This window comes from Pseudomonadota bacterium, assembly GCA_013285465.1.
Classification (GTDB): domain Bacteria; phylum Pseudomonadota; class Alphaproteobacteria; order Micavibrionales; family CSBR16-224; genus CSBR16-224.
Genome location: CP053449.1, coordinates 1435472 through 1450914, shown reverse-complemented (window position 1 = coordinate 1450914; position 15443 = coordinate 1435472). Strand labels below are relative to the sequence as shown.

The window sequence follows — 15443 nt, the reverse complement described above, 5'->3', positions numbered from 1 at the left end:
GAAGTTCTTACGATGGACGCGCGGTTCTTTTGATACGGCGCGGCTGGCTTTTTGCATCATAGGCTTGCAGGAATTTCTGTTTTGCGGCCTGTTCAACAAGATAGCTCTTCAGATCGGTCAAAGGATCGCTTTCGTTCTCAGAATCAAAACGAAAATTTTCTATTGGGGATACGACGGCATCATAGTTGTCATCTCTTTCTTTGGAACGGTCTTCAAAGCTGTGGCTACCGATAAATTCCCAATGCGTGCGGTAATGGGTATCATTGAAACGTGCCAGCGCCAAAGAATAATCCTGCCCGTCAATATGGTAGGTGACGGCGCATTGCCTTGTGACAGAGCGTTCCAGAATTTTATCGGATTTCTGCTTTAGACCGGAGGAAAGTGTGGGAGAGATGGTATCGTAATGTGAAAAGCAAAAGCCAAAGGCGACACCTTCCTGTGCCAACGCCTGCTGGACGTCACTAAGGGCTGCGCTGAGTTTCTCAAGCACGGCACAGGTCTCCGTATTGCTGCGGAGGTTTTTCAGCGTGTCCTGAAATTTTTGCGTCAGTATCTTGTCGTCAGCCATTTAAAATGCACTCTGCAAAAGGTCATTGAAAGCGATAATAATACCACCTCTTTATTATTATGTCAAATATATTCAGCCGAGATATTCGGACAACCCGCGCCCCAGATAGACAAGGGCAATGACGATAATCAGCCCGTGTGAATATTGCCGGAACTGCTGATCCGTCATGCGGTGCAGGACAAAGCCGGAGAGGGTGGTGCCGATCATGGCGGCAAGGAAAGCTGTGATGTAAAGGGCGGCGGGCAGCTCTTCATTTAAGGCGACGACCGCGCCGAAATAGAAAATTTTCATGATATGGCCAAAGCCCTGCGTTACGGCTTTGGTGGCAATGATCTGGTGGCGGTTCAGTTTGGATTTGACAAAGAACAGATCGACAATCGGGCCGCTGACGCCGCAAAGCAGCTGCAATGTCGAGAAAACGAGACCGGCAAGAAAAGCGTGTTTGGGTTTCTCGATATTCATCGCCGCATTTTTCGGCAGCAGATATTGCAGAAAGGGCATCGCGCCGAGGAAGATAAACAACACCGCCTTATTGACGACCAGTTGCAGCAGCATAAAAGCCGCCAGCGCACAAAGCAGACCGGGCAGATAATATTTTATGATGGGCCACTGGATGTGTTTGCGGTGCAAAATGGCGCGCCAGCCGTTTGAGGTCATCTGCACAAAGCCGTGCAGCACCATGGCTGTATTGACGGGCAGAAACCAGGCGATAATCCCCATCATAATCATGCCGCCCGCCATGCCGAAAATCCCCGAAATAAAGGAGGTCACCAGAATGCTGGGTAGCAGAATGTAAAGAAAGGCGGAGGTCATGCCATATGCGCCTTTCTACATGCGGAAAATACCGAAATTGGTTTCTTCAACGGGCGCGTTCAGCGCGGCGGAAAGGCCGAGGCCAAGCACCGTGCGCGTATCCGCAGGATCGATAATGCCGTCATCCCACAGCCGCGCACTGGCGTAATAGGGGTGGCCCTGCGTTTCATATTGCTCAAGGATCGGCTGTTTGAAGCTCTCCTCTTCTTTTTTCGACCATTTGCCGCCTTTTCCTTCGATGCCGTCGCGCTTGACGGTTGCCAGCACCGTCGCGGCCTGTTCGGCCCCCATCACGGAAATGCGGGAATTCGGCCAGCTGAACAGCAGGCGGGGGTTGTAGGCACGACCACACATGCCGTAATTGCCGGCGCCGAAACTGCCGCCGATCAGCATTGTGAATTTCGGCACTTGTGCACAGGAAACAGCATGGACCAGCTTGGCACCGTCTTTGGCAATGCCGCCGGCTTCGTATTTCTGTCCGACCATAAAGCCGGTGATATTTTGCAAGAACACCAGCGGAATACGGCGTTTGCTGCACATTTCAACGAAATGCGCGCCTTTCAGCGCGGATTCGGAAAACAGAATGCCGTTATTGGCCAGAATACCGACAGGCATGCCGTGAATATGTGCGAAGCCGCAAACCAGCGTTTCGCCATAGAGTTTTTTGAACTCGTCAAAGCGGCTGCCATCAACGGTACGGGCGATGACTTCGCGCACATCATAGGGTTTGCGGCTGGTTTTCGGGATGATGCCGTAAATCTCCGACGGGTCATAGGCGGGCTCTTCCGGTGTGCGGATATCCAGATCGGGACGTTTGACGCGGTTCAGCGTGCCGACAATCTGGCGCGCCAGCGCCAGCGCATGATCGTCATCTTCCGCATAATGGTCGGTGACGCCCGATTTGCGGCAATGAACATCCGCGCCGCCAAGATCTTCGGCAGAGACGATTTCGCCTGTCGCGGCTTTCACCAGCGGTGGCCCGCCGAGAAAAATCGTGCCCTGATCCCGCACGATGATTGATTCATCGGCCATGGCGGGCACATAGGCGCCGCCCGCAGTACAGGAGCCCATAACGACGGCAATTTGCGGAATACCCGCCGCCGACATATTGGCCTGATTATAAAAGATGCGCCCGAAATGTTCCTTATCGGGGAAGACTTCATCCTGTTTCGGCAGGAATGCGCCGCCGCTATCGACCAGATAGATGCAGGGCAGATTGTTTTGCGCCGCGACTTCCTGTGCGCGCAGATGTTTTTTGACCGTCAACGGATAGTAAGTGCCGCCTTTAACAGTGGCGTCATTGGCAACCACCATGCAGTCCTGTCCCGAAATGCGCCCGATGCCTGTGATGATACCGGCGGCAGGAACGTGGTCGTCATAGACGTCATGGGCGGCGAATTGCGACAGCTCCAGAAAGGGAGAACCTGCATCCAGCAGCGTATTGACGCGGTCACGCGGCAGTAATTTGCCACGGGATGTGTGTTTTTCCCGCGCATGTTCATGGCCGCCGACCAGAATATCGCCCAGCTTGACTTTCATATCCGCGACGGTCTCCTGCATTGCCGCCGCATTTTCCTGAAATTCGGGGGAGGAGGTGTTGATCCGGCTTTCGATAACGCTCATGAATTCCTGTCCGTTTTGATTTGAGAGTTGTTCTGAAACAATAAAGAATGTTACTCTTTTTGGCAAAGGAGAAATGCCATGCAGAACTCAGCTGTTGCGACAGACACATCCGATCCCGTTGCCGTCACCGACCATTTGTTTTTCGGCGCACAAAGCGGGCTGGAGCAGGGGAAAACCATTAAAATCGTTGATGAGGCACTGTCTTCCTGTGATGACGGTGAGCTGTATCTGGAATATGCGCTGTCCGAGGCGCTGGTCTGGGATGACGGGCAGTTGAAAGAAGCCAGTTTTGATACCGAACGCGGCTTTGGTCTGCGCGGTGTGCTGGAAGACCGTTTTTCCTATGGTCATTCCTCGGATATGAAGGAACATTCCCTGAAAGAGGCGGCGGAACTGGCGCAAACCATGAAACAGGCGCAAAGCGGTAATATGGTCGCGATGGCCATGCAGGAAAAACCGCCCGCGCCGAAGAAAAAACTCTACAGCGCCAATGACCCTGTGGCAGGTGTGGCCTTTGCCGATAAGATCAAATTGTTGCAAGATATTGACAGCTATATCCGCAGCAAAGATAACCGTATCCGTCAGGTCTCCGTCAGTATGACGGGATCATGGAAGGCTGTGCAGATACTGTGCGCCGGCGGCGATGCGCGCGCCGATATCCGCCCGTTGGTGCGGCTGGATGTCAGTGTTGTGCTGGAAGCGGACGGAAAAATGGAAAGCGGTCATGATGGCCGCGGCGGACGGCAGGATTATACGCTGTTTCTGAAAGATGATGCCTGGAAACAAGTGGCGGATGAAGCCCTGCGTCAGGCAACGGTGAAACTGGATGCCGTGGCGGCGCCTGCGGGGGAAATGACGGTTGTTCTCGGTCCGGGTTGGCCGGGCGTCTTGCTGCATGAAGCCGTCGGTCACGGGCTGGAAGGTGATTTTAACCGCAAGGGCACATCTGCTTTTGCGGGGCTTCTGGGTGAACGCGTCGCGGCAAAAGGTGTGACGGTGGTGGATGACGGCACTTTGCCGGATCGTCGCGGTTCTCTGACCATTGATGATGAAGGCACGCCGACACAGCGAAATGTGCTGATTGAAGACGGTATTCTGGTCGGCTATATGCAAGACCGTTTGAACGCGAAATTGATGGGGCGTGAGCCGACAGGAAACGGTCGCCGTGAAAGTTACGAATATGCGCCGATGCCGCGTATGACCAATACCTATATGCTGGACGGGCAGGATGAGCCGGAAGATATTCTGAAATCAGTCAAAAACGGCCTTTATGCTGTGAATTTCGGCGGCGGGCAGGTGGATATTACCTCGGGGAAATTCGTTTTTGAAGCCTCGGAAGCCTATCTGATTGAAGACGGCAAGATTACCGCTCCTGTGAAAGGCGCAACGCTGATCGGCAGCGGCCCCGAAGCCTTAAAACGCGTCAGCATGATCGGCAATGACATGAAGCTGGATGCGGGAATCGGCACTTGCGGCAAAGACGGTCAGGGTGTTCCCGTCGGTGTCGGCCAGCCGACCATGCGTATTGACGGTATGACGGTCGGCGGTACGGCGGCGTAAAATGAAAAGCAGAGAGTATTAAACCTATGCCTCAACAACATGAATTACCTTTAGAAAAACTAGAAGAACTTCAATCGTTTGAAGACGACAGCAACGAGACGCCGCCTAGTGATATTATTTCCTATAATGAATTACGATCATGTGCAGATCTTTTTAGAATGCATAAGCAAGGAGTTTTAGATATTAAGCCAGAATTTCAACGAGATGTAGTCTGGCAGGATGCTGCGCAAACTCGCTTTATAGATTCTTTGATTAAGCAACTGCCTATCCCGAGCATGTGTTTTAGTTTGGATTACAAGTCAAAAAAATGGCTTGTTATTGATGGTTTACAAAGAATATCCGCTATTATTAGGTTTTTAGAGGGGAAGGATTGGGTTTTATCAAGTTTGAGCGATATTATCCCAGAAATAGCCGGAAAATCAGTCGCGGATATAAAAGAGGGCACAGATGCGGGAAAGGGATATTACAGTCTTGTTGAAAACTTAACTATCCCAGTCACTGTTCTAAGGTGTGATTATAGCAAAAAATCACATATGGAATATTTATTTACAATTTTTCATCGTCTTAACTCCGGTGGAATGAAATTAAACAACCAAGAAATTCGCAATTGCATTTATAGTGGCTCATTTAACAACTTACTTAAGCATCTTGACGAATACCCTCCTTGGCGTAAGCTTAATAAAATGAAGCCTAAAGAGAAGTATCGCTTATCTAAGCAGGAGTTGATATTACGGTTTTTTGCATTTTCTGACGAATATTTACGATATCACGGGAGCCTTGTTAGGTTTCTGAACTCGTACATGCAAGAAAACCGTATGATTGATAGTGATGTTATCAACTCCAAACAGGAATACTTTACCCGAACAGTTGATTGTATAAATCAAAAAATATTTGATAATCGAGCGCCTGTTGACAAGTTATCATTAGTAACGCTGGAAGCACTTTTAGTAGGGGTTGGTAAGAATATTGATTATTTAGAAACACAGCCACCTGCGGTTTTAAAAAGAAGATACAGGAAATTGATTGAGGATGAGGCGTTCTCTGAAATATTTTTACGAGAAGGGCTATCTCATAGAGGAAAAGTGATAGACAGGCTGGGTTCTGCAATAGGAATTTTTTCAGAAGATAGTGAATGATTGCGAAGTCATATATATTAAAGAATTTACAATGGCTGGATAAGCAATACAACTCTGCTAAAAGTCAGAGAGCTTCTTTACTGTATTCTAAATTGGCTTTGTTAGAGTTGTGTGGCTGGATTGAAGAATCCATGGACGATGTAGTAAATAGGTGTGTTAATAAAAATGTTAAAAAACACCAATATCGACAATATTTAAAAGAGCAAGTTGTGGAGCGTAACTCTGGGTTTGATTATGAGCGGCATTTTCGTTCTATGCTGGTTCAGATTGTAGGTTTTTCAGTTTTTGAAAAATTGGAAAAAAGGGTTGATCCTGTAAAGTTGCATCTTTTCAAGTCTAGTTTGGGTAGTTTAAAGACAATTAGAAACTCTGCGGCTCATACACACATCAAAGGGATAACACCCAATGTGAAGGCGCCGTCTTGGTGTCAAGGTGAGCTCTATAAAATCTATGATGGTTTAATCACATTTGATCAAACTTTAAGGCTTTTAAAGAAATAGTTATCTCATCATGCGGCACAAAGTGGCGGCGCGGATTTCCATGGTTTTGCCGTCCTGCGCGAAGACGGCACAATGTTCGTCTGCTTTCAGCGGTGTGATTTTGCTGTTGATGATGCCGTTTTCATCCTGCGCCGGCCTGATATGGGACAGCGCGGTCACAACATTATAGCTGACAAGATTTTTACCCTTGTTTTCACCCGAGATGACATCGGTTTCCGCGCGCTTCAGATAACGTGCCAGCACCAGCCGCGTCTCCTGCGGTAATGCCCCGCCGGTTTCAATTTGCAGCATATTATCCTTTAACCATGCACTCAGGCGTATCCCGCTGTCTTCGGCGGCGGCAACGGCCTGCTCGATTTCCTTCTTGCGGGAGCCGACGGTTTCCGCTGCGCCGTTAATGATAATTTGCGGCGTGTAAACCTTTGCGGAGCCGCGCAGGACATTGTTGTAATCGCGCTGGCGTGCGGTGAATTGCGGGCTGGAATAGGGGTCTTTCCAACGGCCTGCCAGCCCGTAGACAAGTTCGTTCCAGTAATCGACATGATATTCCAGCGTGATGACATCGGGACGTATGGCAAGCTCACGCAGCAGCGCCTCGGCGGCGGGACAGGAATAACAGGCCTGCGAGGTAAAAAGCTCCAGCAATACGGGATGATCGTTTTTGATATTGGCATCGCTGGCCTGTGCGGAAATTTCGCGGCCGTTTGCGGCCTCTGCCGGGACAATATGAAGATAGGGGATGCCCTGATAAAAGACAGCTGCGCCGATAATCGCCAGCGTTAAAATAAGCATAATGCGCATGACTGTTTCCCCGCTTTGTTATGTCTTCACTATAGTATTTTTCGCAGGCGGTATGCAAAAGGTTACATGTTTTCAGCGGCTGTTCGTGTTGCGGCGGCGGATGACATGCTGGCGTGTTGAATCATCCTTACACTTATAGGGCGGGGCGTCATCATACATGATGCGGAGTTTGGCATAGGCTTCATCAATCTCGTCACCGTTTTGGACGTCACGGAAATTTGTGATTTCCAATGCCGCCCCTTTGCCTTCGTAGGTGGATGTGGTGGTGATAAGCTGTGCGGATTGAAAATTAAACAAATGCGTAATCGTTACACTATCGACTCTGATGCTACGCGAGATTTCATTCTTGTTGCGGGCAGACCAGTCTTCCATGAAGCTGCGTTTGATACTGCTGACTTCGGATTCAATGTTTCTTTTATTCGCCGATGGCATGTTTCCGCAGTTTTTGATAAAGGCAATTTGCCAGTCTTGTTTCATTTGACAGAGCAAATTCAGTATTGTGCCATCGCCTGCATAAACGGCATCCGTCATTTTCTGTTCCACCAGCGGGTGCGGCCAGTCTGCATTGCGTTGTATCAAATTGCGCAGCAAATCAGTTTCCCGCTTTTCAACCACGGTTTTCAAGAGAATGCCGTTTTGCGCCGTCAGCTCTTCCGGCGCGAGTAATTTGATATAGCGTTCACACGCAGATTTTAAGCGCTGTTGCGCATTATAATCATCATCCTGACCAAGTTGCTCAACGCATTTCAGCAAATTGCCAAAAATGTCGGGGTCTGCAACGCCATTCAGCAGTTCCGTTGTGTGGAACCAGTACAGGATGTCCAGATTTTGCTCTTCTTGTGCCTGATTATGCACGGTAAGCAAAACCTTTTGCCGTTCCTCTTGCGGCAGGGAATCGAAAATTTGCGCCAGCGGGTCGCGGCCTGCGCCGGCTTGCATTAATCCGGGAATATCACCATGCAGGAAGAACGCATATTTGTCCTTTGCGCGCTGTTGCAGACTGTCATTGAAGAGATGGGCCAGGGATGTCAGATTGTTATCCGTTTTGTCGCTGCGCCCGTCACGCCTGTTTTTCAGATAGCCATTGATCATCATATAGGCGGTTTCGTTCCGCCATTTGGTCGTAGAGGCACCCTGATCATATTTGACGAAGGCGCGGATGAAATCAGCCGTATCGTTGCGTGACTCACCGCCTTTTATAAGAGCGAGGAAGTCCTCTTTTTCGGGCGTGTGACCTTTTTGCAGAAACTGGTAGACGCACCACAGACGCCTTTCTTGCATCACCGCGCGCAGGTCACTGTTTTGCAGGCGCTCCGCATCATTATAGCCCGCTTCCGGTATCCAGTCGGGGCGGCTGTTTTCAACATAGTCGTTGTGAAATGCCTCCAGCCTGCGGCGGGTATCGTCATTATTCACGTTTTCCATGACTTTCTGGAAAAACACGCCGCTCCAGTCCTCCATATGTTTCAGGAAAAAGACGGCGGTTTCAGGGTAGTTGTTTTCAGCCGCGATCAGGACGGCTTGTTCCAGCGCGCCGGGCTTGAAGACATGTTCTTCATCGAAAAGATAGGCGGCGGTGATGACTAGTCCTTTTCTGGCGATATCTTCCAGCAAGGCGGCGCTGTTTCTTGCCCGCGTAGGGCTCTTGAGTTTCAGCAGAATATCCGTGAAAGGTTTTTCACGGTTTTCATCCCCTTCCTCATAGGTGTCGTCCGGTGTGCGATATTGAAATTTTTGCAAGGCATCGGCAAAGTTTTTGTCCTGTTGTTCGGTATATTCGCGCATTTTTTTTTCAAGAATATCATCGGGTTTAAACATGTCGCGCTGTCCTTTCCCGTTTTTGAACGCGACGTGCAGCGCCGGCATCTTTGCCGCGATAGGCGGGCGGGTTGGCGGTAAATTTGCGCAGTTTCTCATAGGCGATTGTGAGCTCGCCGTCATTTTGCAAATCTTTAAAGTCGCGCTGGATGACCTGCTGGCCTTTTTCGCCGCCCGGAATAATGGTTGTCACATGGCAGGCACCGAAATTGAAGACATGTACCAAAGTCGGATATTCCGTTTTGCGCTGGATTTCGTAATCATCATTAATGCGCCAGCCTTCACCGAGCGTTTCTTTGCGGAAGCGTTCCAATGTGCTGCGCATATCGCTATCTGCTGCGCCGTCCAGTAATTTCTGAAAGAAAGCACCATCCATATCCGGCATGCCGTTCAAAATGGCGCGCATCGTCATGTCATAGCCTTTGGAGGATGCGCAGAGTGCGGCCTGTTTCAGCACGTCTTTGGGCCATTGATCTGTTTCCTGCAACATATAGGAAATGGTGCGGTGTTGTGCTTTATCCGCAGCTGCCAGCATCAAAATACCGTCATCTTTTATCATGTCACCGGCGGGGATGCTTTTGAGAAGGGCCAGATGCTCGCTTTCAAAATCTTCCTGCCCCTGACCGATATTTTCTTTATTTGCAATGGCCTGCATCAGTGCGGCAAAAGGGTCGTCCGTCAGCATGGAATGCTGCCGTTCCAGATAGGAATCGATTTTTCGTGTCATTTCAGCGGTGCTGTAGAACATGCCAAGCACACCTTTTTTCGTATTTCCATTTTGCAATAACCATACTATATAACATTATCTTTACATAATTGCAATATTGGGCGGTGATTTTCGGGTAAAAAAAAGCCAAAAAAGGCAAAAACACGGTGGATTCAGCCGTCGGCATGTGCTTTAGTGTTCGGGTTGTTATATTTAATAAAAATCCGGAGGAAAGACCTTATGTCCGAACATTATATTTTCACCAGCGAGTCCGTATCGGAAGGACATCCCGATAAAGTTTGCGACCGCGTATCCGATGAAATCGTTGATTTGTATCTGGCGGCTGAGCCGGAGGCACGCGTTGCTGCGGAATGCCTTGCCACGACCGATTTTCTGGCGATTGCCGGAGAAACGCGCGGACCGGACAGTATTACGCCGGAAGATATTGAACGCGTCGCCCGTGAAGCCGTGCGCAGCATTGGCTATGATCAGGAATTCTTCCATTGGCAGGATATTGAAGTTGCTGTGCGTCTGCACGCACAATCCGGCGATATCGCTATGGGCGTTGATGCCGGTGCGGATAAGGACGAAGGTGCGGGCGATCAGGGCATCATGTTCGGTTATGCTTGCCGCGAAACAGAGACCTATATGCCTGCGGCGCTGCATTATTCCCACGGTATTCTGAAAGCGCTGGCGGATGACCGCCATGCCGGTGTTCTGGATAAGCTGGGACCGGATTCCAAAAGTCAGGTCAGCCTTGAATTCGTACACGGCAAGCCGGTACGTGCGACATCCGTTGTTGTTTCGACGCAGCATACGGATGATGTCTCGCAGTCGGATGTTTACGACATGGTGCGTCCCTATATCGAGCGTGTCCTGCCGGAAGGCTGGGTCACGAAAGACACCAATTTGTTGATCAATCCGACAGGCCGTTTTGTCATCGGCGGCCCGCACGGCGATGCCGGTCTGACCGGACGGAAAATTATTGTTGATACCTATGGCGGCGCGGCGCCTCATGGCGGCGGTGCATTCTCGGGTAAAGACCCGACGAAGGTTGACCGCTCCGCAGCTTATGCTTCGCGCTATCTGGCGAAAAATATCGTTGCCGCAGGTCTGGCGGATCGTTGCACGATCCAGCTTTCCTATGCAATCGGCGTTTCCCAGCCGCTATCCGTCTATGTGAATACGCATGGTACGGGCCGGGTTGATGATGAAGCTTTGTCCACGCTGATCCGTGAGGTTATGGATCTTAGCCCGCGCGGTATCCGCAAGCATCTTGGACTGAACCGTCCGATCTATGCGCGCACCGCGGCTTACGGTCATTTTGGCCGCGATCCCGAGGCGGATGGCGGTTTCTCATGGGAGAAGCTGGATCTGGTCGAGACGTTGAAAAACGGTCTTGGCGCAGGTGCGGAGCTGAAGGCAGCAGAAGCCTGCTGAAAAGCGGCAGATAAATGCAAGGCTACAAATTTTACGGCAGACGACACGGACGCAGAATGAACGCCGCACGGGAAACCGCTGTGACGGAAGATCTGCCCCGTTTCGCTGTCGATATTCCCGAAGATATGCCGGCAGACAGTCTGGCTCCCGCCGCGTGTTTTCCGGAAGGGGGGTATCAGGACTATTGGCTGGAAGTCGGTTTTGGTAACGGGGAGCATCTGGCGGCGCAGGCTGCAGCGCATCCCGGTACAGGGCTGATCGGCTGTGAGCCCTTTATCAACGGGGTCGCGGCGCTGCTGACATCCATGGCAAAAGAAAAGATTGAGAATATCCGCATTTGGCCGGATGATGCGCGTTTTTTGCTGGATGCTTTACAAAGCGGCTCTTTATCCAAAATTTTCTTACTGCACCCCGATCCCTGGCCGAAAAAGCGCCATCATAAACGGCGCTTTATTCAAACGGAAACGCTGGATGCCTTTGCACGTTTGCTACGCAAGGGGGGGGAGCTACGCATAGCAACCGATGATGCCGATCTGGCAAACTGGATGCTGTCGAAAACATGGAGTCATCCGGCTTTTGACTTTCAGGCCGATTGTGCGGATGACTGGCGGCAGCGCCCTGATGACTGGCCGGAAACACGCTATGGTCAGAAACAGCTGGCGGGACAGCCGGTTTATTTCCGTTTCCTGAGAGTTTGAGATTGCTTCGCTTGTGGCTTGGCTTTGGGCGCGGCGTAGAAGGCAAGCTTTGTCGTCAGGGTTTTTAGATCGTCTTTCAGCTTTTCAAAATCAGCGGTTTTTGCAAAGCTGCGCTCATCCATATACAGACCGCGATTGATTTCCAATTGCAGAGAATGTATGTCATTGGCGGGGTCGCCATAGCGTTTGACGATTTCCGCGCCGCGATAACCCGGAATATTCACGCCGACCTTATAGCCCATATCTTCCAGCGCAGTTTTGACGAAAGCGACCAGTTCCGGGGCGCAGCTGCGCCCTTCGCGGTTGCCGAGAATGAAATCATAGCCGTTGGGAAGATTGTCGCCATAGGTTGAGGGCATAGAGTGGCAATTAATATGCACTGTTTTTTCAAACTGTTGCTTTGTGTCTTTAATAATGTCGCTTAAGTTTTCGTGGTATTCCCGGTAGCAGTTATCGATGCGGGTCTGCTTTTCCTGCCCAGTCGGCAATGCGTCTTCCGCATAGATCGGTGTCGGGTTGATGCCGCTGCAAACCGTACGGAACAATCCGCGCAGGGAGGGCGGGTTACCGCTTTTCTTATCTTCCTCTTTTACCGCGCGGTTGGGATCAATATAAGAGCGCGGGAACAGGGCTTTCAGTAAAGGGGCGCCGTGATCGGTGACATGTGCGAACAGCTCGTCGATATACATGTCTTCGGCCATGCGCAGGTCTTTCATATCGCAGGCATGGTTGAAATCGGCAGGATAATCGCTGCCGCTGTGCGGGCTGTCAAAGACAAGCGCGACGCTCTGGCGCTGCGGGCGCAGAATTTTCGTGTGTTTTTTCTGGTCTGACATCAGGAAAAACTGTATAGAAGTGAAGAGCCTAAGGCAAGAGGAAGTACCGCAATATGGATATGTACCGCCGGATTATCAGCCCGCTTTTATTTTCTTTACCGCCGGAAGCCGCGCACCGCGCCGCTATTTTTGCGCTGGCGCATCTGCCGTGGATATTTCCGCGCGCAACGGTTCCGGAGCTGCCGATAACGCTGTGGGGGCGGCGTTTTTCCAATCCGGTCGGGCTTGCGGCGGGGTTTGATAAGGATGCAGAAGCGTGGCGCGGGCTGTCGCGGCTGGGATTCGGTTTTCTGGAATTGGGAACCGTGACGCCCAAGCCGCAGCAGGGGAATCCCAAGCCGCGCATTTTTCGCGATTCATCGACGCAATCAGTTATTAACCGGATGGGCTTTCCGGGAAAAGGTGCGGCGCATGTCAAAAATTCTTTGCGCGGACGTGAAACCTGCCCCGTACCGCTGGGCATTAATATCGGCAAAAATAAGGCGAGCGAAGATTTCGATGCAATTATCGATGATTATGAAAGCTGTCTAAAGCTGCTGGAGGGGTTGGCGGATTATTTTGTTGTGAATGTTTCCTCGCCAAACACCCCCGGTCTCCGTGCCTTGCAAAGTAAAGAGGCGTTGTCTTCTCTGCTGTCCGCGCTGATGCGGGTGAAAGATGCGCAAATCCCGCTGCTGGTGAAAATCGCTCCGGATTTGTCCGCGCAGGAGTTGGAGGAAATCGCGACTGTTGTAGCGGAAACGGCTTGTGACGGTGTTGTTATTTCAAATACGACATTGGCGCGGCCGGATGTGCTGCCGCAAGGCTTTGCGGCGGAGCAGGGCGGGTTGAGCGGCGCGCTGTTGCGTGACAAATCCACAGAGATGATTGCCCGTTTTTACACCCTAACAAGCGGAACAATACCGATTATCGGTGCCGGCGGCGTCTCTTCAGGCGCGGATGCCTATCAGAAAATCCGCGCCGGCGCGTCTTTGGTGCAGATTTATAGCGGTATGATTTTTAAGGGCCCCTATGTCGCCGCGCAGTCTGTGCGCGAGCTGTCGCAAATTATTGCTGCCGAAGAGATTTCGGACTGGACGCAGATCATAGGAATCGACTCTGCACGCTATATGCGTTAATGTTATATGGTACAGAGATGAGAGTGCCATATAAGGTGCCGGAAATATAAAAAGAAGCGATCGTGATGATGTCAGCCCGTAAAAAACAGGGGCTGCCGCCCGTGAAAAAAGGGTCGCAGCCGAAAATCCGTATCAAACCGCATACAGGCAACAAGAAACAGCGTGCTTTGCCGCCTGTTGCGCCGCCGCGTGACAGCTTGAATAAGAAAGTGTTACAGAGACCGGCCGCGCAGCAAAAAAATAAAAAAATCATTAAAAAACAAAAAGCTGTGACGCGTACATCAAGCGTACGCTTAGCGCAGAAAAAAATATCGGGCGGCGTGATGCTTTATGCCGCCGCTGTCGTGCTTGCAGGGCTGGTGTCTTCACTTGTCTGGTATGCTGCGGGGGCGGCGTCCGCATTGATCCTGCTGATTGTGCTGGGTATTGGCGGCGGTCTATGGGCGGGCGGATATGTCTACAGCAGATTGCTGCGGGATAAAGAGCGCCTGCGGAAAGATTACGAGCGCTTGATGCGTGCGACGGCAAATAAACCTGTGCCGCCCGCATCATTGCAAGATGATTTGCCGGACGCATTGGCGGAACTTCTGGAGGGACGGCCCGAAACCTTGTCAACCGATGCGGAGCCGAAACGGTCTGCGCAACAGCCTGAAGCATCTTTTCTGGAAGATGTACGCACAGCAGCAGGAACCGCCTATGCCGCGACGGGTACAACGGCTATGGCCGAGCGCTTAAGCCCCGTCGAGGAAGATATTGATTTTTCATCATTATCTGCGGCGGCTGATTTTTCAGACTGGTCAGATGCCAAAGTGACCCGCTGTGTGCAGGAGGCGATTGCGCGTGACCGCATTGATATGTTTATCCAGCCGATTGTGCAATTGCCGCAACGGAAACGCCGCTTTTACGAGATGTATTCGCGCATCCGGGTTCGTCCGGATGTTTACCTTCCGGCGGAGCGTTATATTCCGTTGGCCAAGCAGGACGGTATTTTGTCCGAGATTGATAACAGGCTGTTGCTGCATGCGCTGCAACTGATACAAACGGCGGATGAAGGGAATTTAAACCGTTCTTTTTTCTGTAACATCTCCCCGTTTACACTGAATGATCAACAGTTTATGGCGGATTTGCTGGAATTTCTGACCCAGCACCGCCTGCTGGCACCGCGTCTGGTTTTTGAATTGGCGCAAGGGGAATTGGCCGTCATTGATCCGGAAACGCTGCGGGTGCTGGACGGGTTGTCGCGTCTGGGGTGCCGCTTTGCGATGGACGGGGTCACGCATCTTGATTTTGATTTCGAACAAATGCAGGCCTGCCACATTCGCTATGTCAAGATTTCCGGGGCTGTGCTGATGCGGGTCTTGTCGGGAGCGGGCGGTTTTACAAAAATACGGCGTATGAAAGACGCTTTTGACTACCATGGTATTGATTTTATTGTGGAAAAAATAGAGTCTGAGCGTCAATTGGTCGAATTCCTTGATGTACATGCCGATTACGGGCAGGGTTATCTGTTTGGGGAGCCGCGTAAATGGACAGCGGATAAAAACGACCGGAACATCACCTAAAGCGGTCTGTTTTTGCCCCTAAGATTTCGTTAATATATTCCCGCCGATTTTGCGGCATTTATTCTGTCTATGCTATGCTATTGTTTTTACGTAATATAATGCATGGTATTTTAATGAAAACTGTCATAAATTTGACGAAATCGTAGAAAAAGGGATAAAATGAAAATATCGGTCTGTTCCAGCTAGCAAGCGTTTTTTGCGGCTGATTCGTGCTATATGACATGAGGTCAGGATGACATGAAGGCGGGCCGGTGGCGAAGGGGC

Annotated in this window: 14 protein-coding genes; 7 read left to right on the top strand and 7 right to left on the bottom strand. The window is 50.8% G+C overall.

The window, feature by feature from the left end; translation table 11 throughout:
- Positions 1-7: 7 nt before the first annotated feature.
- The 3 genes from HND56_07140 to HND56_07130 form a co-directional block, all read right to left on the bottom strand.
- The gene (locus HND56_07140; GenBank protein ID QKK05471.1) at positions 8-568 is read right to left on the bottom strand and encodes a hypothetical protein; all 561 of its coding nucleotides are present in this window, start codon (positions 566-568) and stop codon (positions 8-10) included.
- 72 nt (positions 569-640) lie between these two features.
- Positions 641-1381 (bottom strand): TSUP family transporter, encoded by a 741-nt coding sequence (locus HND56_07135; protein QKK05470.1) that lies wholly within the window; start codon positions 1379-1381, stop codon positions 641-643.
- A gap of 15 nt (positions 1382-1396) precedes the next feature.
- The gene (locus HND56_07130; GenBank protein ID QKK05469.1) at positions 1397-3004 is read right to left on the bottom strand and encodes a methylcrotonoyl-CoA carboxylase; all 1608 of its coding nucleotides are present in this window, start codon (positions 3002-3004) and stop codon (positions 1397-1399) included.
- A gap of 78 nt (positions 3005-3082) precedes the next feature.
- Between HND56_07130 and tldD the strand changes: the two genes are divergently transcribed.
- Genes tldD through HND56_07115 form a run of 3 tightly spaced genes read left to right on the top strand, consistent with a single transcriptional unit; the run spans position 3083 to position 6200 of the window.
- A complete protein-coding gene (gene tldD / locus HND56_07125; GenBank protein QKK05468.1) occupies positions 3083-4564 on the top strand; it encodes a metalloprotease TldD in 1482 nt (493 codons plus the stop codon).
- 26 nt (positions 4565-4590) lie between these two features.
- Positions 4591-5700, top strand: coding sequence for a DUF262 domain-containing protein (locus HND56_07120; protein ID QKK05467.1), 1110 nt, complete (start codon positions 4591-4593; stop codon positions 5698-5700).
- Positions 5697-6200, top strand: a complete 504-nt coding sequence (locus tag HND56_07115; GenBank protein ID QKK05466.1) for a hypothetical protein — start codon at positions 5697-5699, stop codon at positions 6198-6200. Before HND56_07120 ends, HND56_07115 begins: the two co-directional genes overlap by 4 nt.
- Here the strand turns inward: HND56_07115 and HND56_07110 are convergent, their stop codons facing one another.
- The 3 genes from HND56_07110 to HND56_07100 form a co-directional block, all read right to left on the bottom strand.
- A complete protein-coding gene (locus HND56_07110; protein ID QKK05465.1) occupies positions 6201-7001 on the bottom strand; it encodes a DUF1223 domain-containing protein in 801 nt (266 codons plus the stop codon). It abuts the gene before it with no gap.
- A 72-nt stretch (positions 7002-7073) separates the two neighbouring features.
- Entirely contained in the window at positions 7074-8819 is a 1746-nt protein-coding gene (locus HND56_07105; protein QKK05464.1) for a hypothetical protein, read from the bottom strand.
- Entirely contained in the window at positions 8812-9567 is a 756-nt protein-coding gene (locus HND56_07100) for a hypothetical protein (GenBank protein QKK05463.1), read from the bottom strand. Before HND56_07100 ends, HND56_07105 begins: the two co-directional genes overlap by 8 nt.
- A gap of 198 nt (positions 9568-9765) precedes the next feature.
- Between HND56_07100 and HND56_07095 the strand changes: the two genes are divergently transcribed.
- Both HND56_07095 and trmB read left to right on the top strand, forming a co-directional pair.
- Complete coding sequence (locus tag HND56_07095; protein QKK05462.1) at positions 9766-10965, top strand: methionine adenosyltransferase; 1200 nt, start codon at positions 9766-9768, stop codon at positions 10963-10965.
- Positions 10966-10979: 14 nt separating this feature from the next.
- Positions 10980-11663, top strand: a complete 684-nt coding sequence (gene trmB, locus HND56_07090; protein ID QKK05461.1) for a tRNA (guanosine(46)-N7)-methyltransferase TrmB — start codon at positions 10980-10982, stop codon at positions 11661-11663.
- Here trmB and HND56_07085 read toward each other — a convergent pair.
- A complete protein-coding gene (locus HND56_07085; GenBank protein ID QKK05460.1) occupies positions 11639-12499 on the bottom strand; it encodes an N-formylglutamate amidohydrolase in 861 nt (286 codons plus the stop codon). The two genes, trmB and HND56_07085, sit on opposite strands and share 25 nt — an antisense overlap.
- Before the next feature lie 53 nt (positions 12500-12552).
- On the opposite strand from HND56_07085, the gene HND56_07080 reads away from it, so the two are divergent.
- Together HND56_07080 and HND56_07075 are read left to right on the top strand one after the other, a co-directional pair.
- Positions 12553-13617 carry a quinone-dependent dihydroorotate dehydrogenase gene (locus HND56_07080; protein QKK05459.1) on the top strand — a complete coding sequence of 355 codons (1065 nt, stop codon included), beginning with the start codon at positions 12553-12555 and terminating at the stop codon, positions 13615-13617.
- 65 nt (positions 13618-13682) lie between these two features.
- The gene (locus tag HND56_07075; GenBank protein QKK05458.1) at positions 13683-15179 is read left to right on the top strand and encodes an EAL domain-containing protein; all 1497 of its coding nucleotides are present in this window, start codon (positions 13683-13685) and stop codon (positions 15177-15179) included.
- The last annotated feature ends 264 nt before the right edge of the window (positions 15180-15443 follow it).

Bases quoted from the DNA above. Each gene is read 5' to 3' on its own strand.
- trmB (QKK05461.1), top strand. From the start codon at position 10,980: ATGCAAGGCTACAAATTTTACGGCAGACGACACGGACGCAGAATGAAC.
- HND56_07105 (QKK05464.1), bottom strand. From the start codon at position 8,819: ATGTTTAAACCCGATGATATTCTTGAAAAAAAAATGCGCGAATATACC.
- HND56_07135 (QKK05470.1), bottom strand. From the start codon at position 1,381: ATGACCTCCGCCTTTCTTTACATTCTGCTACCCAGCATTCTGGTGACC.
- HND56_07095 (QKK05462.1), top strand. From the start codon at position 9,766: ATGTCCGAACATTATATTTTCACCAGCGAGTCCGTATCGGAAGGACAT.
- HND56_07100 (QKK05463.1), bottom strand. From the start codon at position 9,567: ATGTTCTACAGCACCGCTGAAATGACACGAAAAATCGATTCCTATCTG.
- tldD (QKK05468.1), top strand. From the start codon at position 3,083: ATGCAGAACTCAGCTGTTGCGACAGACACATCCGATCCCGTTGCCGTC.
- HND56_07085 (QKK05460.1), bottom strand. From the start codon at position 12,499: ATGTCAGACCAGAAAAAACACACGAAAATTCTGCGCCCGCAGCGCCAG.
- HND56_07075 (QKK05458.1), top strand. From the start codon at position 13,683: ATGATGTCAGCCCGTAAAAAACAGGGGCTGCCGCCCGTGAAAAAAGGG.
- HND56_07080 (QKK05459.1), top strand. From the start codon at position 12,553: ATGGATATGTACCGCCGGATTATCAGCCCGCTTTTATTTTCTTTACCG.
- HND56_07140 (QKK05471.1), bottom strand. From the start codon at position 568: ATGGCTGACGACAAGATACTGACGCAAAAATTTCAGGACACGCTGAAA.
- HND56_07120 (QKK05467.1), top strand. From the start codon at position 4,591: ATGCCTCAACAACATGAATTACCTTTAGAAAAACTAGAAGAACTTCAA.
- HND56_07130 (QKK05469.1), bottom strand. From the start codon at position 3,004: ATGAGCGTTATCGAAAGCCGGATCAACACCTCCTCCCCCGAATTTCAG.
- HND56_07115 (QKK05466.1), top strand. From the start codon at position 5,697: ATGATTGCGAAGTCATATATATTAAAGAATTTACAATGGCTGGATAAG.
- HND56_07110 (QKK05465.1), bottom strand. From the start codon at position 7,001: ATGCGCATTATGCTTATTTTAACGCTGGCGATTATCGGCGCAGCTGTC.